Here is a 23,473-nt window from a genome sequence, read left to right on the forward strand (position 1 = left end):
AGGAAATCCGTAGGAATTTCCTATAAGATAAAAAACGCCTTCCCCCTCTGGGGGAAGGTGTCCGCATCAGCGGACGGATGAGGGTAATCTCACTTAGAACTTACCCTTACCGTGGCACTTCTTGTACTTCTTACCACTTCCACAAGGGCAGGGATCGTTAGGATAAATCTTGTTCTCCTTACGAACTGTCTGTGAAGCCTTCTGCTCCTTATAAAGTTCTTTCTGTCTCTCTTCGGTGAAAATATCATTCCACTCTTCAAGACCATAAAGCCAGTCAGCACCTGCTGCTACCATGTTCTTGTACAGAAGCTCATTATCAAAATCAAGAGAAACCTCTGTATCCTCATCCATCTCTTCGATGGGGTTCTGCTCCTTAAGTGAATCATTGATTCCATCAAGGAAACCAGTCATAGTCATGATATCGATGCTATATTTCTCAGCAAGCTCCTTAACTGTACCCTTAACTACTTCATCAGGGTTCTTAAGAAGGGTTGCGTATATATCCTTTTCCTTCTGAAAATAATCTGTCCAAAGTTTCTGCAGCTGGGCCTTATCTGCTTTCTCAGAATAAGCCATATCACGCCACTGTTGTAATAATGCCATAATGGTACCTCACTTCCAAATTTAAATCTAAAAAAATATGATTATATTTTCGTCATAATCCTATATATTATAAGTTTTTTTTAATACAAAGTAAATATTTATAATGTTATGCCCTAAAATAGAATTTCGCTTGCGAAATTCCGGCGCCGAGCGCGGTTGCGAAAGCAACATTTTCCTTTCGCGCGAGTGCGATCTGTTTTTTGATGTTATTGGCGTAGCCTATAACATCAAAAAACCCATCCATGAGGATGGGTTTTGATTTAATCATTAGTACACTTGCTGATTCTATATATATTAAGAATAAGGCACATTGTATTCTTGATTAAAATGTGGGCCGTAAATTAAAGCTTGTTTACGTTAACGGCCTGAGGTCCTTTTTCACCCTGGATTACGTCGTAATCAACTGCAGCGCCCTCGTCAAGAGACTTGAAACCCTCCATGTTGAGTCCTGAATAATGTACGAATACATCATTGCCTGCCTCATCAGAAATGAAGCCGTAACCCTTCTGGTTGTTGAACCACTTAACTGTACCCTTGTTCATATCTTACCTCCACAAAAATAAAAAAATAGTTCTGTCCGCCATCAGCTATACTGATTGACGATATGTTGTATTAAAACAACATAATTAGGATATCACAGTGCCTTTTAAAAGTAAAGGAATTATTGAAATATTCACGAAAAAAATCACAATTTGTCAGACGTCTCTATACATCCCTTTACTTTAAGAATTTACTGTGTTAAAATATTCTAGCAGTAAAGTAAATTGACGATATAACATAAATTTTTATCTCTTTGTACTGCTAAAATGTATGGAGGCCAATAATGAATAAGAAAATTCACACCGAGGCTGTAGATCATCTTTTTGATGCTATTTTGTCCCTCGAGAGTAAGGATGAATGCTATAGCTTCTTTGAGGATCTTTGCACAGTTAACGAGCTCATGTCTCTTTCACAGAGATTCGAGGTTGCAGCGATGCTCAGAAAGCATAAGACATATCTTGAAATTGCTGAGAAGACCGGTGCTTCTACCGCCACTATCAGCAGAGTTAACCGTTCACTGAATTACGGCGATGACGGTTACGCGCTTGTATTCAAAAAGCTCCAGGATTGACCTGGAGCTTTTTTATTTAGCGAAGGAATTTCGCAAGCGAAATCCTATTTTATAGCCACTTTATCTTACTCTTCTTTTCCGCCTAAAGCGCGTTCCTTTGCTGTCTCAGCGGATGTCTTTTCCTGAGTCATTGTGCACTGTCCCTGGAATACTGCATTCTCATCGATAACAAGAACCTTGGCAGAAAGATCGCCAATCAGCTTTCCTGTGTCGCTTATCTCCACCTTACCTGTGGGTGCGCCAACGTTACCCTGAATCTCACCTGCAAGGAAAAGGTTGGTAGCCGTAACTGCTCCTACGATCTTGGCTTCCTGACCTACGATAAGCGAGCCATTTACCGATACATTACCGTTAATGGTTCCGTCAATTCTTGTTCCCTCTTTTGAGGTAAGCGGTCCGTCGATTACAGTACCCTGTGCAATTATTGTAGTGATCTGATCAAGGCCTGCATCAGCAGAATCTGATTTTCCATTACTAAAAAGTGCCATGATGTTTCCTCCTTAGCCGTTTATCTCTATCACATCTTCAGGATCAATAAATTTCCCATTATATTGAATCTGATATCCAATCTTGGTATTGTCTTCACCTATTATCATAAGTGTGGTAGTAGGTGTTACAGCATCTCCTTCATGAACCAGACTGTCTCCTGCATTCCTGTAAATAGAAACATAGCCGTTGCCGTGATCTATTGTGATGCTGTTGCCATATTTTATATCTCCGGCTACAGATGTAACAGTGCCTGAACCTGCAGCTGTTATTGTAGCACCCTGTTCAGCTGTGATAATCAGAATCGGATCTCCGGTCTTAGGTTCTGATGCCTCTTCTCCTTCAGCATTCTCATCGCCTTCATCCTCAGCATCTTCATCAGTGTTCTCACTGGGCTCCTCTATTTCTGTGGAATTAGGATCATCCAGTGTACTGACCATTGATGCTGTTCCGTTAGAGACAGGAAGAAATGTAGGCATACTCGCCTCTTCTTCAGCGGCTGCTGTCTGAGCCTCAGCTTCTACCTTCCTGTTAAGTGCCATACTTAAGTCTGACACCTCGCTCTCAAGCTCTGACCTCTCTGCCTCGATAGCTTTATTCTCAGCTTCTTTCTCCTCAATTTGGGATAAAAGAATGGCATTCTGCTGTTTTAAGGATGATACTGTAATTGCAGAATGCACCAGAAAGCATATAAGCGCAACGATAATGCCAAATATTGAAAAAGCGATTACCTGCGTCGCAACATGCCCCAAATGGAAGCTTCCACTACTGCCGTCGGAATCACCGGATATTATCATAAAAGTATAATGCCTCTTATGCCGATGTTTCTTAGGCCTGTTGTTTTCACTCATGGCCAATCCCCCTCGAAATCATGTTAACATAATCGGATATTATTTGATTTATTTTGTTAACCTCACAAACAATTATAGTCTATTAGTTACTATTGTTACAATATTTTATTAAAATGTACCGTTACAAGCTGCAATAACAGCATCTAACGAAAGACTTCCGCCAAATATTTCAAGGGCACTTCCAACAGTCACATCAAGCTTTCCTTTACCGTGATTGTAAAGATTCTTAAGGTCTGTAATGTCATGAACACCACCAGCATAGGTAACGGGAATCCTTCCCCAGTCGCCGAGGATATCCGCTATTACTGTCTCAATTCCTGACTGTTTACCCTCTACATCCACAGCATGTACCAGAAATTCGTCGCAATAGGATGAAAGCTCATCAAGAGTCTCCTCGCATACCCGTACCTTGGTTTCTTTCTGCCATCTGTCGGTAACGATATAATACTCGCCGTCTCTTGCCCGGCAGCTAAGATCAAGCACAAGCTTATCTTTTCCTACCGCAGTCACAAGCTTTTTAAGGTTCTCATAATTAATCTGTCCCCCCTTAAAAACATAGCTTGTTACGATCACATGACTGGCACCTGCATCAACGAACTCTCCGGCATTTCCAGCAGTTATTCCTCCGCCTATCTGCATCGTCCCGCCCGCCTCTGCAAGAGCCTTCTTAGCCTGACTTACAGATGCTTCGTAATAAGGGCTGTCCTTTGCATTAAGAATGATTATATGTCCGCCTGTAAGGCTTTTATCTTTATATAAGTGCGCAAAAAAAGCAGCATCTTGTTCGGATACGAAATTCTCATACGCATAGTCTCCCGCATCGGAGAGACTTCCGCCAACGATCTGCTTTACTTTGCCATTATGTATATCTATACAAGGTCTGAATCTCATACGATCAACCTATAACATCAGCCATGTCATATTTTCCGGCAGGCTTACCGGCAAGAAATCTTGCTGCTTCAAGGGCGCCCTTTGCAAAAACGCTTCTTGAATAAGCTCTGTGAGATAAAGTGATAACCTCATCAGTGCCTGCAAAGATAACATCATGATCCCCGACGATTGTACCGCCGCGGACAGCTGATATGCCAATCTCCTTCTTGGGTCTCTTCTCTCTTCTGCCGCTTCTGTCATAAACATATTCGAACTCTTCGGGAAGTGCCTCTTTAATGCTGTCCGCAAGAGCAATAGCGGTTCCGCTGGGTGCATCGAGCTTCTGATTGTGGTGTTTCTCAACGATTTCAATATCAAAGCCTGCTGCAGAAAGAACAGGTGAGATCTCAGAGAGCACCTTCATCAGCATGTTAATGCCAACCGACATATTGGCAGACTTAAGAACAGCTACCTCTTTGGATGCACTATCCACATGAGCAAGCTGCTCCTCAGAAAGGCCTGTAGTACAAAGCACTACGGGCATATTCTTTTTTGCGCATACATCAAGAAGATTATCCACTGCTGAAGCGGTAGAAAAATCTATAACAACATCTGCGTCTATATCACATTTCTCGATTGAATCAAAAACAGGGAAGCTGTAGGTATTCTCACCAAAAGCATCCACACCTGCAACAATCTCAAGATCCTCGTAAGCTGCTGCAAGATCAACTATTACATGTCCCATACGGCCATTGCAGCCGTGCATTATTGCTCTTACCACAACTTACCTCCCAAGAAATTTATTAAGCTCTGCCTCAAGTACCTTGCGATTAGCCTCCGTGATAGTAGTAAGAGGGAGGCGAAGCGGTCCTGCTGCAAAACCTATCATCTCGAGAGCCGCCTTAACAGGAATAGGATTAACCTCTGAGAAAAGCGCATCAACAAGAGGAAGTGCCTTAAGCTGTATCTCACGTGCTCCGGCAAAATCACCCTCTAAAGCTTTCATACACATATCATGTGTCTGTCTGGGTGCTACGTTGGATAATACAGAGATTACACCGATACCGCCAAGTGACATGATCGGAACAACCAGTCCGTCCTCACCTGAATATAAATCAATGCATCCCTCTGCAAGCTGCATCATCTTAGCAGTCTGAGCAAGGTTGCCTGTAGCATCCTTGATACCAACGATATTATCTACATCCTTACACATTCGAACAGCTGTCTCAGGCTGAATATTCACGCCTGTTCTGCTGGGGACATTATAGAGGATAACAGGAATATCGATTGCCTTAGCTACTGCTGTGAAGTGCTCGATAAGTCCGCCCTGTGTAGCTTTGTTGTAGTAAGGAGTAACTGACAAAACAGCGTCAGCTCCATGCTTTGCGGCATCTTCTGAAAGCTCTACTGCAGTCTGAGTGCAGTTAGAACCTGCTCCTGCGATAACCGGAACTCTCTTATTTACGTAATCTATGCAGTATCTTACTACTTCCTTATGCTCCTCTTCTGTCATGGTAGCACTCTCGCCTGTAGTACCGCATACTATGATGGCATCTGTTCCATTGTCGATCTGAAAATCGATGAGTCTTGCGAACTCGTCATAATTAACAGATCCATCCCCATTAAAAGGTGTCGCTATCGCAACACCGGCTCCCTTAAATACAGCCATAATATCTCCCTTTACTTCATTCCCTCCCAGAATCTTTCTCTTTCTGTGAAAGCAATGGTATTGTCCTCGGAAATCTCAGCCTTAGGCTTTTTCTCAACCTTGCCTGATTTTTCCAGATTAAGTTCTTCTTCTGAAGAAATACCTTTTTCTTTGTGTGCTCCAAAAAGTTCATCAATAACTGTCATAATAATTACCCCCTCTTTTTGGCTTACTCCAGCCATAATATAAACTAGTTAAGTACTTTTTAGCATTTCTTCTTTATTAAGTTGTCAACTTTATTATAACAAATACTAAGTCCGCGGAGTAGATTTGGCAAGAAAAATCTGAAAAATCTCCCTCTCGCGGACATTTGTTTTAGCGGTATTAATTTACATCAATTATACTATTGATTCATTTTAAGAATAAAAAAAAATCAAACGATTTCAATTGTCATCAAGGAACTTCATGCCGTCATTACCTTTCTTGATGACTATCTCTGTAGCAATACCTTTGACATTCTGTTTTCTGGTCATCTTAAGACATCTGGGGCAGAGCTTACCGATCGCAGTAGGTGTTCCGCAAATCTCACAGTAATTGCCCATGATAACATCCCTCATGGAGTTATCGTCCTTGTACTGAATGCGTCCCTGCTTTATCCAATCGTTTACCTTGCTCAGCGGAATGTTGAATTTCTTGGCAACATCATAATCCTTGACATCATCATTCTCACGAATGTAGTCCTTAACCTTATAAAACAGCTCCTGATCGGTACACATAGGGCACAAATCCGTCTTATTCTCACGAAAAAGACGCCTGCCGCACTGCATGCAGACTCTTGTGTCATTCAAGGATCTGTTTATCATCTCTGAATTCAGGTAATTATTTAATTTCTGAAGGTCTTTATTATTTGCATCCATAATAATATTTTAAATCATTTATATCAAAAAATAAATATTGTCAGTTTGTCAAAAGACCGCCTGCATGCCTGTGCAGACGGTCCCCAAATGTTAATTTTATCGCTTCATTTTCAGAAGCAGAAATCCTCCGAATAAAGATTATTTCTTGTTCTTCGCAGCAAAGCCTGCTCTCTTACGAAGAGTAGGATCAAGAATCTTCTTACGGATACGAAGAGTAAGAGGTGTTACCTCCAAAAGCTCATCAGTATCAATGAAGTCGATACTCTGCTCCAGAGACATGATCCTCGGAGGAACAAGTCTTAAAGCTTCATCAGAAGAAGATGTTCTTGTGTTGGTGAGGTGCTTGGTCTTGCAGACATTAACCTCGATATCCTCTGATTTTCCTGAAGAACCGATTACCATACCGGAGTAAACCTTGTCTCCAGGGCTGATGAAGAGCTGTCCGCGCTCCTGAGCATTGAAAAGTCCGTATGTAACAGCTTCTCCTGACTCGAAGGCGATAAGTGAACCCTGCTTACGATAAGAGATATCCCCCTTATAAGGTGCATATCCATCAAAAATAGTATTCATGATACCGTTACCCTTGGTATCTGTCATGAACTCACCTCTGTAACCGATAAGTCCTCTTGAAGGGATAAGGAACTCAAGACGTGTATAACCACCGTTTGCAAGTCCCATGTTGATCATCTCACCCTTTCTCTCACCAAGCTTCTGGATAACGCTTCCTGAGAATTCTTCAGGAACATCGATGTAGCACTTCTCCATGGGCTCAAGCTTCTTGCCGTTCTCATCAGTCTTGTAGATAACCTCAGCCTTACTTACAGCAAACTCATAGCCCTCACGGCGCATGGTCTCAATAAGAACTGAAAGGTGAAGCTCACCACGTCCTGAAACCTTGAAGGTCTCTGTGGTCTCTGTATCCTCTACTCTAAGTGAAACGTCAGTGTTAAGCTCCTTATAGAGGCGATCACGAAGGTGTCTTGATGTTACATACTTACCTTCCTGACCCGCAAGAGGTGAATCATTTACTATAAAGTTCATTGAAATTGTGGGCTCAGATATCTTCTGGAAAGGAATAGCATTCTGCTCATCTACTGCGCAAAGCGTATCACCGATCTTGATATCATCAATACCGGAAACTGCAACGATAGCACCGATTCCGGCCTCCTGAACCTCAACCTTGCCAAGGCCTTCAAACTCATAGAGCTTGCTTACCTTAGTCTTGATGCATCTGTCAGGCTCATGGTGGTTAACGATAACAACCTCCTGATTAACCTTAAGTCTGCCGTTATCAATCTTACCAACACCGATACGGCCAACGTATTCGTTGTAATCGATAGTACTGATAAGCATCTGTGTACCTGCATCGGGATCGCCCACAGGAGCAGGAATGTAATTGATAATTGTATCAAGAAGAGGCTTAAGATCACTTCCGGGCTCATCAAGAGACATGGAGGATGTTCCTGCCTTGGCTGATGCAAATACGAAAGGACAGTCAAGCTGCTTATCATCTGCACCAAGATCAAGAAGAAGCTCAAGTACCTCATCTATAACTTCGTTTGGACGGGCTTCGGGTCTGTCGATCTTGTTGATACATACGATAACAGGAAGTCCAAGCTCCATAGCCTTACCAAGAACGAATTTGGTCTGGGGCATCGCACCTTCAAAAGCATCAACGACAAGAATAACGCCGTTAACCATCTTAAGTACACGCTCTACCTCGCCGCCAAAATCAGCATGGCCGGGAGTATCTATAATATTGATCTTAATATCTTTATATGTAATAGCTGTATTCTTGGACATGATCGTGATTCCACGTTCACGCTCGATGTCACCTGAGTCCATGACTCTCTCTACGACGTCCTGACCCTCACGAAAAACACCGCTCTGGCGAAGAAGACCGTCTACAAGTGTGGTCTTACCATGATCAACGTGAGCTATGATCGCTACATTTCTGACATCGTTTCTAGTCTGTTTCATTATATTCCTCCGTTAAATATTAACCTATCTTCAAAACTCACATAGTATAGCACGTGATTTTTCCATATTCAAGAAAATAAAAGAAAAGAAAGTATTAATAAAGAAGAAAAAGGCTCATCCGCAATTAAAACGGATAATAGCCTTCTTCTGTCTTTTCTATATTAATTTTGCCCTCAGTTTTCTGAGTGAGCCCGTCGGTTATGCGCTGCGAATCCTCACCTCGTACCACGATATCGTACTCCACCTTGTCGGTATAGGTCTCATTCATGAGTGGAATCTCTTCCTGCCTTAAGTAATACTGAATGTTGTTAACAAGATTGTAGTCGGCAGTAAGATGGAATTTACTTCCATATATCATCTCACCGATAGAAGATGCCGCCAGTCCTGCCTGAGCTGCCTGTGTGTAAGCTCTTACAAGGCCTCCTGTTCCAAGAAGCACTCCTCCAAAATAACGGGTTACTACTATTAAAATATTGGTAACTCCTGCGCCTTTTATCACTTCAAGGATCGGTTTCCCGGCAGTCCCTGAAGGCTCTCCGTTATCAGAGCACCTTGATATTCCTGAATCTGCGCCAATCACAAAGGCATAGCAATTATGCCTCGCATCCCAGTATTTTTTCTGAAGCTCAGCGATTTTGGCTTCTGCTTCTTCCGTTGAATTCACAGAAAAAACAGACCCGATAAATCGTGATTTTTTCTCTACTATTTCGCCTGTGCCCTCAGCTGTAACGACACGGTAACTTGCTTTGTTTTCCATCGTATTTCCTATTCTTTGATAGTCTAAGTCTAATCTGTTATAATAGTGTGATATTATGGATTGAATATGTCAATCACTAACATCATATATGATTTTAGCAAAAAGTAATAGACTAGCGGAGGATAATATGAATTTTGGCAGAAAGGGTATCCGAGACCAGCAACAGGAGCTCCTCTCAGCTACCACTAAATGGGGGAAAAAGATATCTCTCATTTCATTAGAATTAATGCTTATAGCCTTTATAGGACTTGGTGTAATTGGAGTCGCAGCAGGCATTGGCGTATTTCGAGGCATCATTGATACTGCCCCGGAGATAGGAAATATCAGTGTTACGCCTACAGGCTACTCCACCTTTGTATACGATACCGAAGGCAATCAGACGGCGAAGCTCGTTTCAACGGACTCAAACCGTATCCCTGTATCCTGGGACATGATTCCGGAGAATCTGCAGCATGCATTTGTCGCTATCGAGGATGAACGTTTCTACAAACACAACGGTATCGATATCCAGGGTATCATCCGTGCAGCTTTTGTAGGACTCGCAAGCCGCGATCTCTCGCAGGGTGCAAGTACAATCACCCAGCAGCTTTTGAAGAACAACGTATTTACCGGATGGACAAGTGAAAGCTCAGACATCGCCAAGATAAAGCGTAAGATTCAGGAGCAGTATCTGGCAATTCAGCTTGAAAAGACCATGAGTAAGGAGGATATCCTCCTTAACTATATGAACACCATCAACCTTGGAAGTAACACTCTTGGTGTTCAGGCAGCATCTCTTAGATATTTTAATAAGTCTGTTGCAAATCTGTCGCTTTCCGAATGTGCCGTTATCGCAGGTATCACTCAGAACCCCAGCAGATATAACCCCATCACACATCCTGACAACAATGCTCAGAGACGTGATAAGGTTCTGAACAACATGCTTAAGCAGGGTTACATCACCCAGGGCGAATATGATGAAGCCATGGCAGATGATGTTTACGCAAGAATCCAGGTGGTTGACGAAGAGACTTCAGATGACAGCGTCAACTCATACTTCGTTGATGCACTTACCAATCAGCTCATCGACGACCTTATAAATGCAGGATATAATGAGACTCAGGCTTACACACTCCTATACAGCGGAGGGCTTAAGATCTACTCCACACAGGATCCTGCCATCCAGGCTATCTGTGACAGCGAGCTCAGTAATCCTGAGAATTACCCGGAATCAACCAAGTATCTTCTTGATTATGCTCTTACTGTTTCCGATTCCGAGGGCAATAAGACCAACTACAGCTCTGAGATGATGAAGAGCTACTTCCAGCAGGAGAACCAGGGCTTCAATCTTCTATTCAGTTCAGAAGAGGATGCTCTTGCCAAGATCGAAGAATACAAGGCTGCTGTAGTAGGTCCAAATGACAAGGTAGAGGGTGAGAATTACAATCTTACACCCCAGCCTCAGGTATCACTTACTATAGAAGATCATGCCACAGGTTATGTGGTAGCCATGGTTGGCGGCCGCGGAGCAAAGACAGCTTCCAGAACCCTTAACAGAGCGACGGACACTGTTCGTCAGCCAGGTTCCACCTTCAAGGTTCTGTCTGCTTATGCTCCCGCACTTGACAGTGCAGGCTTTACACTGGCAACAGTTTTAAACGATGCACCTTTTAACTATCAGGGCGGTCGTCCGGTACGTAACTGGTACGGCGAAGCTTACAGAGGACTTACCACAGTCAGAACAGCTATAAAGGATTCCATGAACATCATAGCTGTTAAGACCATAACCCTCATAACACCGCAGCTTGCATTTGATTATCTTAAGAATTTCGGCTTTACAACAATTGTTGAAAGCGAAGAGATAGGCGGAAAGATTTATTCAGATATCCAGGCGACCACCGCTCTTGGCGGACTCACACACGGTGTTACCAACCTTGAGCTGAATGCAGCTTATGCGGCAATAGCTAACGGTGGTGTTTATGTAAAGCCCAAGCTTTATACCAAAGTTGTGGATCACGATGGCAATACCATCCTTGATAACACACAGATTGATTCCACAAGAATCCTTAAGGATTCAACAGCATATCTTCTCACCAGCGCAATGACAGATGTTGTCACAAGCGGAACCGGTACTGCTGTTAACTTTGGAACCACTGCCATCGCAGGTAAAACAGGAACAACCTCTGATGAGAATGACGTATGGTTTGCAGGCTTTACCAACTACTACACTGCTACAACCTGGGCAGGCTACGACAACAACGTTGATATGAACAAGGAAGAAGCAAAACTTGCCAAAACGTTGTGGCGAGCAGTTATGGAAAAGGTCCACGCAGACCTTCCTGCTGCCACTTTCGAAAAGCCTGACTCTGTAATAACAGCCACTGTATGTTCAAGATCAGGAAAAGCACCTATTGCAGGTCTTTGCGACGGAGTCCTGATGTCAGAGTATTTCGAAGAGGGAACCGTTCCCACTGAAAGCTGCGACGTACACTATGCAGGAACTATATGTCAGTTTGATAATGTACCTGCTACAGACACATGTCCTTTCAAAGTGAGCGGTATATTCGAACTCACACCTGCTGAACCCGCAGCACTGCAGGCTCAGTCCGGTGCCACTGCATCAGAAACACAGTACACGACAGAGCTTGATGAAAACGGCAATCCTGTAACAAGACCTATTGTTACATGTCATCATACAGCTGAGTTTATGGCTCAGCCCACAATAACGGAGATCCTCGCACAGGAACAGGCACAACTCGCAGAGCGCGGAATTCAGGTAACGCCTCAGCCCACAGATCCAAACGCAGCTCCTGCCGCGGATCCTAATGCGGCTCCCGCAGCTGACCCTAATGCAGCCCCTGCTGCGGACCCGGCAGCTGCAGCACAGCCTGCAGATCCCGTCCAGCAAAACGCTGAAGCAGCCATGGCTGAAGGCGCTGCCAACGCTGAGCAGCAGATAGGTGAAGCCAGGGATGAGCTTGGTCTTGAAGAAGAGGAAGAGGACGACGAGTAAATCATAAGGATTTCATATGAAATAACAAAGCAGCTGACCTTCAACATAGGTCAGCTGCTTTTGTATACTCATATTCCATTGTGAACTTAATCATTGCGGGAAGCTTTCATAGCCTTCTTATTGGCATACATTGCTTTATTCGCACGTTTTAATACGCTGTTAACATCACGGTCAATCTCTTTATCGAAGCACGCATAGCCAATAGCCGCTGAGAAGGCAACCCATGGATCTGCATCTGTATTGGCTTCATTCTGTTTAATTGCATTGCTGAAATCTGCTATCAGCTTATCAAGGCTATTATAATCTAATTTTTCAAGTACTACACAAAACTCATCTCCGCCTATTCTGAAGACCGGCGAATGTCTGAAGGTCTTACATATCAAAGTACACAGATTCTTTATAGCCAGATTGCCCTGTTCATGCCCGTAAGTATCGTTAATTCTCTTTAAGAAATTAAGATCGATCATGGCAATTGCAAACTCGGCATTTCCTGCAGCGATACCCCAGCTAAGCCTTTGAGCTTCCTGCTCGTATGCCAGCTTATTTCTGATTCCGGTAAGTGAATCCTTATAAGCAAGCTCATTCATTATATCCGCCTGCTGCTTCATTTTACCCAGTTCATCCGAAGCCGATACAAGATTCTTCATATAGTTATCAAGCTCAAAGATCATGATGGCAATCTTTTCGGAAAGGGTTGTGATCTCATCATTACCGTTCCTTGACTGCTCGATTTCCTTTGCAACCTTGATATCCTTGGTCTCGGAATACTGTTTGACACGTTTTTCAAGCTTGGAAAGTCTGCCTACATATCTTGCATTTATATATGCCACCAGAAGCATTACACCGCTTATAAGTACTATTGCGACAAATACCAGCTGCTGCATGGTGTTATATAAAATGTCTTTATTTACCGTATCTACTTCTATTTCAGCAGATACTACGCCGATTACTTCTCCGTCAATTATAAGCGGCGAATAATACGCATAGGTATGACCCAGTTCATTGTCATAAACATCGTATCCATGAGGATTTTCGCCTGTATTATAGGCTTCCCACATGGTCTTGTGCTGTTCAAGCGGTTCTTCCACTGTTATACCGATATTGATATAATTCGGATCATCCTCTTTAGCTTCTCGTATGCAATCAATGATATACGTCATGTATAAGGGATCTCCGGGCGGAGCAATATAATACGTAGTATAAACATTCATCGCCGTTCTGGCTTTTTCAAAGACTATGGTCCAGTATGCATGTCTGTATGTAAAATATGAAAGCTGCGTCTCATCATCACATTCAGTTATCTGAATATCAACGCCAAGGGTCTTATCGGGATATTTCTCGGCAAAAAGTTTTTCAAAAGCACCCCTGTAAGATCTGTACTCAGTAAAATCCATCGGGAGCTTCATTTCTTCATAGTGTGCCATGAGATAATCCTGGTAAAGGAGAGTATCCTCTTTTTCCTCTTCCATAAGATTCTTCAAATAGGCGCAAACATTCTGAAGGTTTTGCTCACATTGCTCCTGATAAATGGAAACCTGACTATAGTAAGTAACCAGACCTACAATCAGCAGAATGACAAATGTGAAAACCCCAAAGGTGATCATGAACTTATTGGCGATTCTACCTCGTCTCTTATTCATATTCTTTTTCTTTACACCATGCATTACAATCTGTAATTACACTATGGATCAAAGTTCAAACTTAGCAACGAAATTCTGAAGATCCTGTGCATTCTCAGCAAGCTTGTCAGATGCCTCAGCAACTTCGTGTGTTGAAGCGGTCTGCTGCTGTGATGCTGCGGAAACATTCTGAGTCTCGTCAGCTACGGTTACGCTCATTTCCTCAATTCTCTGGATATTATTTGCAATAGTATCTGTGCCGTTTGAAAGCTCTCCAACTATCTCGCTCATCTTGTTTGATTCATCAGCAATAGCATGAACCATATCAACGATATTATTAAAGGTCTGGCCCGCTTCATTAACTGTCTCTGTTCCATCAACAACCTTCTGAGCGCCTTCTCTCATGGCTTCAACTGCGTCCTCGGAGCTCTTCATGATATCTTCAATAAGAGCTGTGATGTTGGCTGCTGCCTGATTGGACTCGTCTGCAAGCTTACTGATCTCACTTGCAACAACGGCAAAGCCTTTACCCATTTCGCCTGCTCTTGCTGCCTCAATGCTGGCATTAAGTGAAAGAAGGTTGGTCTGGCTTGCGATCTCAGAAATCGTATCAACAAAGGTATCGATATTTTTAAGCTTCTCACCAAGTCCGTCAACTACCTCAGCTGTACTCTCTACAGAATCCTTGATAGTAGACATCATATTGGTGGCGTTGGTCATATCAGCTGCACCCTTGGCTGCTGCTTCATTGGTAGACTTGATCATATCGTTGGAACGAACGATAGCACTCTCAAACTCCTGCATATTGCTTACAAAGCTCTTTGTCTCATTACTTGCACCTGAAACTGCAGTAATCTGACCGGAGCAGGAATTTGCAACATTGGTACAGGAATTTGCAACCATCTCACTGGCCTGTGCAGACTGCGAAGCGCTGGCTGAAAGCTCCTCAGATGCTGAAGCTACATAAGCTGTGGTATCAGAGATTCTCATCATAAGATCTCTGATGTTGGTATGCATAAGATCAAGAGCTGAAGAAATAAGGCCGATCTCATTATTCTTGTTCTTGAGACTGCGAACCTTCTCCATCTCTTTATTTTCAGTAAAGTCACTGTTTGACATGCGAACCATCTGATTGGTAACCATGACAATGGGAGTGGTAATTCTCTTAGCCATATAGATTGCTGCAACAAGCCCTATGACAATAAGTATTACAAGAAGTACGATAGACTTCATAATACTGCTTGTAAGAGCATCCTTAGCGTGGGTCTCATAATTAGCAACCTGCTCGTCAATATAATCAATCCAGACACCTGTACCCATTACCCAGTTGAAAGGCTGGAAATATGCTGTGTAATTAAGCTTAGGAAGGGGTTCTGTCTCATTAGGCTTAGCAAACATAAGCTGTGTAAAACCACCGCCATCCTGCATACCGTTGCGGATCATCTCCTGAATATACTTGGTTCCGTTAGGGTCTGTTGCATCCCATCTGGACTGACCCTCTGTATCTCTTCCAAGGAGAACCACATTTATACCTTCTGCTGTATCAACCCAGAAATAGCCTGCTCCATCGTTATATTTCATCTCTCTGATAATATCAGCCGCTTCCTTCTGAGCTTCCTCCATGGTCATCTCACCGGCCTGATATCTGTCATACATAACCTGAGCAACACTCATAGCTTCCTGAGTCTCATTTGTAAGCTCCGTCTTAATATCCTCAAGAAGTCTTTGCGTATAGGCTTCCGTCTGCTCATTATTGGTTGCTATCGTACTATTAATCGAAAATGCTTCAATCAGCACACCTGTTGTTACAACGGCGATAACAAAAACGCTTGCTATAACATACAACAAAGATCCTCTTTTTTTCTCCATAACATCTAGTTCCTTTCAGTAAAAAATCGTAATTATACACGAAATTACGTTAAAGCGAATATACCATTTTTACTGGTGAAATACAATTAACCGTCACATACAAAAAGCCGCTAAACGCAGATGTTATCTGCATTCAGCGACTTATGAATATTCTATAAACTTTTACTAAATATTGTCGAAACTACGCACATTTTATGAGTAATATGTTAAATTATCTATTCATTTTTGATGGATTAGTTCAATATCACCTTTCACCAAGCCATCATCAGTTATAATACATATCCCAGCCCCCATTCGCTTTGCGAGACTTACCGCCGCATCGGAATCCAGCATAAAGCAGGCTGTTGATAAGGCATCTGACAAAAGCCCTGACTTTGCAACTATAGTAACAGAGGCATTTCCCTTTTTAGCAGGATATCCTGTTGCCGGATCAAGAATATGGTGATAGCGTTCCCCTTCATATTCTACAAAACGCTCGTAGGAACCTGAAGTTGATACGCTTTGCCATGGTCCGACCTGAATATATCCTATAAGTTCTCCATCACTAAATGGATCTGTAATTCCCACATTCCAGTCATCGCCGTTTTCTTTTTCGCCGGCAGTAAGGACGCTGCCACCTGCAAGGATCACACCTCTTAACTCATCTCCACTACTTAGATAATCCCTGCAGCTGTCAAGATAGATACCCTTTCCGACAGCACCAAGATCAACACTCATCCCTTCCGGCATATAAATACGATGATCCTTAATCTGCAGCTTCTCATAGCCGCAATTGGATAAAGCCTCATCAATCTCGCTTTTAGCGGGTGGAACAAAGTCGCCTTTATTGTCACCGTTAGCCCATCCGTCGATATCCCAAAGCTTCGTCAGTGCCCCCAGTGTTATATCAAAAGCGCCGTCACTCTCAGCTGAAATCCTAAGACATTCTGTCAGGACAGCCTCCATCTCCGGGGAAAGCTCATGGCCTTGCGGATCTCCTGCCGATGCATTTATCGCTGCCACTTCGGATGAATCAAGTCTCCAGGATAATGTATCTCTTTCTAATCTGTTACCAATATTTACAAGCTCTGCTGAAGGGTCCTCAGTTTTCCCTTGTGAGCTTAGGTTTACCTGAAAAACCGTGCCCATGACAAAAGCAGTCTCGTTAAAAGAGGCCGTAGCATTTTGTCTGTTTTTAATAACTATAAACATGAAAATCAAAAGAACGATTGCTGAGACTAATGATACAATCAATCTGTTTCTGTCAAATTTAGGTTTCATCTATTTCAGGTACAAAAGGCAGCTCAATCTCTGCCGTAAATGTACTTCCCAGTCCTTCTTCACTTTCTGCCGTAATATCTCCATGCATGAGCCCTGCAAGTCTCTTTGATACAGCAAGACCAAGGCCTGTGCCTGCGCCATACTTGGAGGGATTTCTCTTTTCACGGGCAAATGGCATGAACAGACTTGGCATAAATGATGTGTTCATTCCACAGCCTTCATCAACTACCACAAAGGTAATCTTATAGCCCTTTTTGGTGCGAACTGCTGTGATAGTAAGTTCTACAGTATCATCCCTGTCACTGAATTTTACAGCGTTTGAAGTCAGGTTGATGACCATCTGCTGGGTTCTTCCAAGGTCGCACATAACCTGTGGATTACCCTTATAATTTCTGTTTATGATAAGATTTACATTTTTATCCTCTGCCAGTGCACGGGTGATATTTTCAACTCCGTCCACAATCTCATCAAGAGAAGCGGCAGAAGGTTCAAGATTAAGGTTACCTCCGTCAATTTTATCAATATCAAGAAGGTCACTTAAAAGGCTGCCAATATAATGACTGGATGTGTATATCTTTCGCATATCACTTTTAAGTATACTTACATCCGTTTGATTCATGCCCAAAAATGAAAGGGCTGAAATAGCATTCATAGGCATTTTTATCTCATTACTCATGCGGGATAAAAATTCAGACATGCGCCTGTTGGCACGCTTTTCGTTATCAAGAAGTCTGTCGTTGAGGCGGCTTAAGCGCTCGATTTTGGCAATCCTTAGCTGCTCATCAGTGATGTCCACAAAAGATCCCACAAGACCTATTATCTCATCTCCGCTGTAAATAGGAGTCTTGGTGGCCATAATAGTCCTTACTTCACCTTTTACGATACACAGTCCGTGCACGTTATGGGTACTCTCGCCTCTGAGCACTCTTAGCTCATCTTCCATGAAGGGAAGGGGATCCGGATGCCATCCCATATCCTCGTCGGTTTTGCCAATAACAGCTTCTTCAGAATCGAAGCCATAGAATTTCAGAAATGCCTTATTCACGCCGACAAATCTACGCTGTGTATCCTTCCAAAAAATACAATCCTGAGTGGTATTTACCAGTATTTCAAAAAGATTTGCTTTAATTCTGTCCATACTTAAATCCTCTGTGATATATGATAATCATCAATTTATGAGATGATACAAAATTACAACACATTTTTTCGTCATAAAAGAAATACATTTTCGTCAGATAGGTCACTTTTTATTATATCATATTCAGCTTCCGTAAGGTCATATATTTCAGCAAGGCGAGCATCCAGCTCATCATAGAACACTACCTTTTCTTCAGAATCTGCCTGCATTATTCTGTCAACAAGACCGGCTATTTCTTCCTGGATCCTGGTGCTGACACCGGGGATAGGTATCTGCTCGATATGAGACCTAAGCACCTTAACAGAACGGAATTTTTTCCTGAAATAGTATTCCGCTATCCTGCTGTTTAAAACAGCGAGTATGTATTTTATATCCAGCTCCGGAATCTTCGGAATAAGAACATTGCAGCTGTTAAGAGAAAGAGTCTGATTATCATCATAAGCAAAAACAAGGCGATTCCCTATGAAGCGATAAAGGAGTTTTTCTTCAGCTCTGTAATACTCTGTCCTCGCAACCTGCTGGCATTTATCAGGGTCGTAATTGATATAGCACTTTGGGATTCTGAAGTTGTATTTAAATACGTCCTGGCCCTTTAGAATTATCTCATTTTTGGCGGTCTTTCTGGTCTGAAGCATCTCCTTGTTTGCACCGGTAACAATACCCAGCGCAAAGATGGCATTGTCCTTTAGTCTCTCTGCTCTTGGCAAGTTATCCAGCTTTTCAAGAAGAGCATACTCTTCGTCAGGCACAAGGAAATCAAAACAGATATCTGTTATCATCCTGTTGCCCTTAATGACAAAGCAGTTTTCGCCTTCATAAATCTTTGGTCTGTCCTTTAGGAAAAAGAGTTCATCAAGGGGTTCCTTAGCTTCTTCAGTTTTCCTGATCTGCAGGATTATAGAAGGGCACTGAACCCTGTCAAAGACCTCTCCCAAATACTCCATCTGAGATAGTCTTGTGTTTTTCAAAAGGAATGCTCTTATAGGGGCGTGTGCTTTTACCGTAAGAACTGATTCAGGAAGAACAAAGGAAAGTAAGCCTTCCGGCGATAATCTCTTAACCGCATGCTCCAAGAACAGATCGCAGGATTCAGGATTAGTGGTTTTACCGGATTCAAAATTCTCTCTTAATACTTCTTTCCTATCATCCGTGAAGCTATAGCCCCAAGGCGGGTTTCCAAGGATGATATCAAACCTCTCGCCATCTGTTTCGCTTTCCAAAAAGTCTGCCTCAGTTATGTGCTCTGCCCAAAACCGCTCATCTGCCTTCTTGTATTTTAGGGCCAGATTGATCCTTGCAAGAAGGACGCTTATCCTGTCTATGTCGCATCCATACAGATTCTCAACAGGCAGGCCCGGAGGGAGCTGCAGCAAAAAGTTACCGCTTCCGCAGCAGGGATCCAGAATCTTTTTATCAAGACCATCCATCAAAAGGGCCGCTTCAAAAAGGTGACCTAAAAGGCGCTTAACAACAGCGTTGGGAGTATAGTATGCCCCCTCTTTTTTTCGAAGACCTATGCTTTTTACTGATATGTATAAAAGTCCAAGGATGTCCTCTCCATGCTCAAAAACAAAGTCCTCAAAAGGAAGGTCATCATGCTCTGACAGATAAGAAAGCATGGCACCTCTATCGTTTATAAGCGCATCAATAAGACCTGCGTACAGGCCTATATCAAGCTCACCTGAAAGGTATCTCTTTATTATCTGCCCTGCATCCTCTGTCTTTTCAGATGCCGCACCAAGTCTGTCCAGTGTGAGCTTTAATGCACAGTCCGTAAGAAGAATTCTCATGACAAGCTCAGCGCTTTTAGAGAATTCATCCTTTCCGGATAGCTTTTCTATTATGTTTTCTACTTTGGGGAGATTGACTGATTTAGAAGAAGCATAGTCACGATACAAGGCTTTTCCTGAAATGAAAACCTTGTTTCGTCTGCTTTTTAGAGAAGACCTGCTGCCGTTTGCAAGTTCTTCTTTTAGGCATCTCACATAATCCTCAGAAAACATGTAAGCCTTTCCACGTTTTCCTTCGGCCTTGATTTTACCAAGCTTTATCCAGTTTCGCCCTGTGGCAGGAGAGATGGATAATTCCCTGCAAACCTGAGTCAATGTAAGCATGCACTGTTCCTCACATTAAGATAATTTTCAAAGCTTTTTCTCGTAGTAGCCGTCCTTTTGTTCAAAGCCGGTCTTCTTAAGATATTCCTTGTGATTCTCATCAGCGCCGCGATAGATAAGTCTGTCTATTCCTTCAGGTGCCAGGTTATCCATAAGGAACTTGCCTATTGAAAAATCTCTGTATTCAGGGATTGAATAATCAAGCATTATGTCAAGATCGTAGTTTTTTAGCTCGCCGAGAAGCACTCCTACAGGCTTACCCTCATGGCATACAACGAAGCCACAGTTAGCCCTTTTAAAATTCATTGAGATACCGGGGAAGCATTTTGCAATGTCCTCTTTGTAGTGGTTGATAATGAATCCTGTAAGTCCCTCATCTCCGTTAACCCTTACAAGATCGTAGTTCTTCTCAGTGGGCTTTAACATCTTGGACAGATAGTAAACGTTGATGGCGATAAGTGCTACGTTCATTACTACTGTAGGAAATGCGTGGATGATAAGACCGTAAATAACGCAGAACAAGCTTCCGATGGAGTTTACAACTCTCAGCTTGTAGACAGATACCATAAGAAATGATATAAGCACCAGCGCTGAACCAATATAACCAATAGCTTCAATAATAATCTTAGAATTCATAAAAACCTCTCATTCAATTTTAAACTGTTTCCGCAACGACCTCTCCCATCTTAATGGGGAACTCTTCGCCCTTTGCGGATTTTACTTTGATCTCTTCTCTTAGTTTTATTTTGTCCTTGGGAACAAGCACTATAATGGTGGAACCACCATATTCAAAATGGCCCTTTTCTTCACCCCGATAAACTCTTCCTGCAATGGGCTTCTCATTGACAATTCTGCCAACCAGCATTGCCCCCACTTCCATCTGGACGCAGCGGCCAAGCTCCTTAGAGTCAATAATGGAGTATTGCCTGCTGTTCTCTGTAAATACCGGGAACTCTTCAAGAGCAACAGGTCTTACGGTGTGATAAAAGCCCCGTATCCTGCGATCTGCTTTTTTCATACCGTCAGTAAAATAGATATATCTGTGATAATGATTAACACACAGCCTGTATACAAAGCAGTATCCGCCTTCAAATTCTTCAGCCAGCTTTTTGTCTCTAAGGAGGCTTCGAATCGTAAAGGTGCTCTGCTTTACACTAAAGACCATTCCGTTTGTGATTCTGTTTACTTTAAGCAGTCCGTCGCAAGGCGCTATAACAGCATTCTCTCTGGGGCTTAAAGGCCGCAGCTCACTTTTTATTTTCCTGCAGAAAAAGTCGTTGAAGCTCCTTACATCATCAAGAATATAGTCCTCTATCCGAATTCCGTTGGCTTCTGCAAAAGGCTTAATAAGCAGCATCGATAGCCTCGAATCAAGAATGCGTCCGGAAAGTTCGGATAGGGGCTTAAGTGTAAGGGGCTTTAGGATAATTCTGCCAATATTCGTTTTGTATAAAAAATCTAATCCATTCATAGATTCTCAATAAGAATAAAAATATTAGCTATAAACTCAAGAAGCCCTATTGCCACGCCGATGCAAATCACTTTGAGACCAGGCTTGGGAATCTTGAAGTTACCGATAAACAGCATACCCACAAGAAACAGCATCCAGAAATAGAAAAATGTAAGGTCTGCCCTTGTGAAATAATGGATTATAAGTGTCAGCGGAAAAATAAGTGCAGCTGCTGTAACAGGAAGTCCGGTAAAATATTCTACCCCAAGCTTTTCCTTCTGCTCTGCTCTCTCTGCCGCTGTGGAATTAAAATACGCAAGTCTTACAAGTGCTGAAAGAATGTAGAAAGCTGCGATTGATAAAAGAATTACAACAAGCCATCCTTTAGCTGTATTCATGCTGCCTCTTATTACATCCTTAAAGGCTCCGTTTACACGAAGCTGGGCTATTCCGATTGAAGCCGGAAGTACACCAAAACAAATCAGATCAGAAAGCGAATCTATCTGAGCACCAAATTCCTTCTCAAAATCACTTCTGTTCTTTTTAGTTCTGGCAACCCTTCCGTCAAAGGCATCCAGAAGTCCGGAAATCATAAGAAAAAGCGTTCCGCCATAAGGATGTCCGATTCCGGTCATAGTAATGATTATGCCTATTGCTCCGGAAACAGTTGAAAGATAGGTGAGAATAACAGTGTAGTCATATACGCCTATCATCTTTTTTTCTTTGTCCATAAATATCCTCCAAGAGTTACTAGCCCGCTTATTGTAACACAAAAGTAAAAGGTTATTCCACGGCTTAACATATCAAGCTGTAGTGCGGCTTCGTGGGTCATTATATTTGAAAACCCATCTATCATCAAATAGTCCGCAACACCCATAGCACCGGGTATCGGAACAAAATTATAGCCAATCGTAATAAGACACTGCTTGGCAAAAAGCGTAACAGAATCTCTGTTGTTACCACCAATGCACAGATGCATAAACATAGGAACTGCTATCTGGGATGCTCTCTGAAGAACATTCCATGCAAAGGCTTTTCGAAGAATCCCATTTTTGCCCGCAAAGAGCTTTGCACAGTTTTTATAATCTTTATGCATATCTTCGATTTTACTAAGAGCATGCTCGCTGTTATGAATAATCTTTTTCTTACACAAATACATGACAATGCGTTTGATAAAAGCAAAAACATTATCACTTTTCTTTAGCACCATAAAGAAAAAAATCGTAAGTCCGGTAAGAACTACAAATCCAATAACTATCAGCACTCTGGACAGAGTCTCAAAGTCCCTGAAAAAACCGGGATGCATTATCACTGCAATGATCCCAAGAAAAACTATCGCAGCCGTGTACATCATCAGATTAAGAATAAGCGTAGCAGATACAACGCCTGCTGGAATTCCATCTTTGTGCATGAAATAAGCACTGGCGGGCTGGCCTCCTGTAGCTGATGGTGTGATTGCTGAAAAGTACACATCAGATGTACTGTAAAGGATTCCCTTTCTAAGACTTCTTTTATAAGAAATCCCCTTAAGTATCGAGCAAATGGCAACGCCTTCAAGTACCACGTAAGCCGCAGCACAGGCTATGGATATGATCAGATATGGCTTTTTGCCATCTATCATCACATTAAAAAGCTGCTCGATGGACAGACTTCTGCTCTGCTTAAATATTGCCCACACTGTAACCCCTGCCAGCAAAGTGGAAAACAGCATCCAGAATATTTTTTTGTAAACAGAACGATCCTGCTTTGCCATCTGACTGGGAGCCACCTTTCTTTTATATAACTATATATTACTACACTTTACCTGC

Annotated in this window: 22 protein-coding genes; 2 read left to right on the forward strand and 20 right to left on the reverse strand. The window is 42.5% G+C overall.

Annotation, left to right across the window (positions count from 1 at the left end):
• Positions 1 to 93: 93 nt before the first annotated feature.
• Together G610_RS0116485 and G610_RS0116495 are read right to left on the reverse strand one after the other, a co-directional pair.
• Positions 94 to 603, reverse strand: a complete 510-nt coding sequence (locus G610_RS0116485) for an SEC-C metal-binding domain-containing protein (protein ID WP_026495156.1) — start codon at positions 601 to 603, stop codon at positions 94 to 96.
• A 341-nt stretch (positions 604 to 944) separates the two neighbouring features.
• Positions 945 to 1,145 carry a cold-shock protein gene (locus tag G610_RS0116495; RefSeq protein ID WP_022761586.1) on the reverse strand — a complete coding sequence of 67 codons (201 nt, stop codon included), beginning with the start codon at positions 1,143 to 1,145 and terminating at the stop codon, positions 945 to 947.
• A 281-nt stretch (positions 1,146 to 1,426) separates the two neighbouring features.
• Between G610_RS0116495 and G610_RS0116500 the strand changes: the two genes are divergently transcribed.
• Complete coding sequence (locus tag G610_RS0116500; RefSeq protein ID WP_026495157.1) at positions 1,427 to 1,714, forward strand: YerC/YecD family TrpR-related protein; 288 nt, start codon at positions 1,427 to 1,429, stop codon at positions 1,712 to 1,714.
• Between the two features lie 65 nt (positions 1,715 to 1,779).
• On the opposite strand, the gene G610_RS21400 is transcribed toward G610_RS0116500, so the two are convergent.
• The 9 genes from G610_RS21400 to G610_RS0116545 all read right to left on the reverse strand — a co-directional run bounded on the left by G610_RS21400 (position 1,780) and on the right by G610_RS0116545 (position 9,223).
• Complete coding sequence (locus G610_RS21400; RefSeq protein ID WP_051198073.1) at positions 1,780 to 2,202, reverse strand: bactofilin family protein; 423 nt, start codon at positions 2,200 to 2,202, stop codon at positions 1,780 to 1,782.
• A 12-nt stretch (positions 2,203 to 2,214) separates the two neighbouring features.
• Positions 2,215 to 3,051 (reverse strand): peptidoglycan DD-metalloendopeptidase family protein, encoded by an 837-nt coding sequence (locus G610_RS0116510; protein ID WP_026525651.1) that lies wholly within the window; start codon positions 3,049 to 3,051, stop codon positions 2,215 to 2,217.
• Positions 3,052 to 3,159: 108 nt separating this feature from the next.
• On the reverse strand, positions 3,160 to 3,942 hold the full coding sequence (hisA, locus tag G610_RS0116515; RefSeq protein ID WP_026525652.1) for a phosphoribosylformimino-5-aminoimidazole carboxamide ribotide isomerase: 783 nt from the start codon (positions 3,940 to 3,942) through the stop codon (positions 3,160 to 3,162).
• Positions 3,943 to 3,946: 4 nt separating this feature from the next.
• Positions 3,947 to 4,702, reverse strand: a complete 756-nt coding sequence (dapB, locus tag G610_RS0116520; RefSeq protein WP_026525653.1) for a 4-hydroxy-tetrahydrodipicolinate reductase — start codon at positions 4,700 to 4,702, stop codon at positions 3,947 to 3,949.
• A 3-nt stretch (positions 4,703 to 4,705) separates the two neighbouring features.
• Positions 4,706 to 5,590 carry a 4-hydroxy-tetrahydrodipicolinate synthase gene (gene dapA / locus G610_RS0116525; protein WP_026525654.1) on the reverse strand — a complete coding sequence of 295 codons (885 nt, stop codon included), beginning with the start codon at positions 5,588 to 5,590 and terminating at the stop codon, positions 4,706 to 4,708.
• Positions 5,591 to 5,601: 11 nt separating this feature from the next.
• Complete coding sequence (locus tag G610_RS23220; protein ID WP_155831055.1) at positions 5,602 to 5,775, reverse strand: hypothetical protein; 174 nt, start codon at positions 5,773 to 5,775, stop codon at positions 5,602 to 5,604.
• A 237-nt stretch (positions 5,776 to 6,012) separates the two neighbouring features.
• Positions 6,013 to 6,486 carry a hypothetical protein gene (locus G610_RS21405; protein WP_051198074.1) on the reverse strand — a complete coding sequence of 158 codons (474 nt, stop codon included), beginning with the start codon at positions 6,484 to 6,486 and terminating at the stop codon, positions 6,013 to 6,015.
• Between the two features lie 138 nt (positions 6,487 to 6,624).
• Positions 6,625 to 8,466 carry a translational GTPase TypA gene (gene typA, locus G610_RS0116540; protein WP_026525655.1) on the reverse strand — a complete coding sequence of 614 codons (1,842 nt, stop codon included), beginning with the start codon at positions 8,464 to 8,466 and terminating at the stop codon, positions 6,625 to 6,627.
• Positions 8,467 to 8,590: 124 nt separating this feature from the next.
• Positions 8,591 to 9,223 carry a YigZ family protein gene (locus tag G610_RS0116545; protein WP_026525656.1) on the reverse strand — a complete coding sequence of 211 codons (633 nt, stop codon included), beginning with the start codon at positions 9,221 to 9,223 and terminating at the stop codon, positions 8,591 to 8,593.
• A 127-nt stretch (positions 9,224 to 9,350) separates the two neighbouring features.
• Between G610_RS0116545 and G610_RS21410 the strand changes: the two genes are divergently transcribed.
• A complete protein-coding gene (locus G610_RS21410; protein WP_081667563.1) occupies positions 9,351 to 12,215 on the forward strand; it encodes a transglycosylase domain-containing protein in 2,865 nt (954 codons plus the stop codon).
• Positions 12,216 to 12,301: 86 nt separating this feature from the next.
• Here G610_RS21410 and G610_RS0116555 read toward each other — a convergent pair whose 3' ends face one another.
• The 9 genes from G610_RS0116555 to G610_RS0116595 form a co-directional block, all read right to left on the reverse strand.
• Complete coding sequence (locus G610_RS0116555) at positions 12,302 to 13,855, reverse strand: GGDEF domain-containing protein (protein ID WP_196809862.1); 1,554 nt, start codon at positions 13,853 to 13,855, stop codon at positions 12,302 to 12,304.
• A gap of 48 nt (positions 13,856 to 13,903) precedes the next feature.
• The gene (locus G610_RS0116560; protein WP_026525658.1) at positions 13,904 to 15,703 is read right to left on the reverse strand and encodes a methyl-accepting chemotaxis protein; all 1,800 of its coding nucleotides are present in this window, start codon (positions 15,701 to 15,703) and stop codon (positions 13,904 to 13,906) included.
• A 219-nt stretch (positions 15,704 to 15,922) separates the two neighbouring features.
• Positions 15,923 to 16,963: an FAD:protein FMN transferase gene (locus tag G610_RS21415; protein ID WP_051198075.1), complete on the reverse strand. Its 1,041-nt coding sequence runs from the start codon at positions 16,961 to 16,963 to the stop codon at positions 15,923 to 15,925.
• Complete coding sequence (locus G610_RS0116570; RefSeq protein ID WP_026525659.1) at positions 16,953 to 18,101, reverse strand: PAS domain-containing sensor histidine kinase; 1,149 nt, start codon at positions 18,099 to 18,101, stop codon at positions 16,953 to 16,955. Before G610_RS0116570 ends, G610_RS21415 begins: the two co-directional genes overlap by 11 nt.
• 71 nt (positions 18,102 to 18,172) lie before the next feature.
• On the reverse strand, positions 18,173 to 20,215 hold the full coding sequence (locus G610_RS21420) for a TaqI-like C-terminal specificity domain-containing protein (protein WP_051198076.1): 2,043 nt from the start codon (positions 20,213 to 20,215) through the stop codon (positions 18,173 to 18,175).
• Positions 20,216 to 20,242: 27 nt separating this feature from the next.
• On the reverse strand, positions 20,243 to 20,851 hold the full coding sequence (locus G610_RS0116580; RefSeq protein WP_026525660.1) for a hypothetical protein: 609 nt from the start codon (positions 20,849 to 20,851) through the stop codon (positions 20,243 to 20,245).
• Positions 20,852 to 20,870: 19 nt separating this feature from the next.
• Positions 20,871 to 21,686, reverse strand: a complete 816-nt coding sequence (locus tag G610_RS0116585) for a phosphatidylserine decarboxylase (protein ID WP_026525661.1) — start codon at positions 21,684 to 21,686, stop codon at positions 20,871 to 20,873.
• Positions 21,683 to 22,396 carry a CDP-alcohol phosphatidyltransferase family protein gene (locus tag G610_RS0116590; protein WP_242829671.1) on the reverse strand — a complete coding sequence of 238 codons (714 nt, stop codon included), beginning with the start codon at positions 22,394 to 22,396 and terminating at the stop codon, positions 21,683 to 21,685. Before G610_RS0116590 ends, G610_RS0116585 begins: the two co-directional genes overlap by 4 nt.
• Positions 22,375 to 23,418 carry a lysylphosphatidylglycerol synthase transmembrane domain-containing protein gene (locus G610_RS0116595; RefSeq protein WP_026525663.1) on the reverse strand — a complete coding sequence of 348 codons (1,044 nt, stop codon included), beginning with the start codon at positions 23,416 to 23,418 and terminating at the stop codon, positions 22,375 to 22,377. Before G610_RS0116595 ends, G610_RS0116590 begins: the two co-directional genes overlap by 22 nt.
• Between the last annotated feature and the right edge of the window lie 55 nt (positions 23,419 to 23,473).

Source organism: Butyrivibrio sp. MB2005, from assembly GCF_000424285.1.
Taxonomy (GTDB): domain Bacteria; phylum Bacillota; class Clostridia; order Lachnospirales; family Lachnospiraceae; genus Butyrivibrio.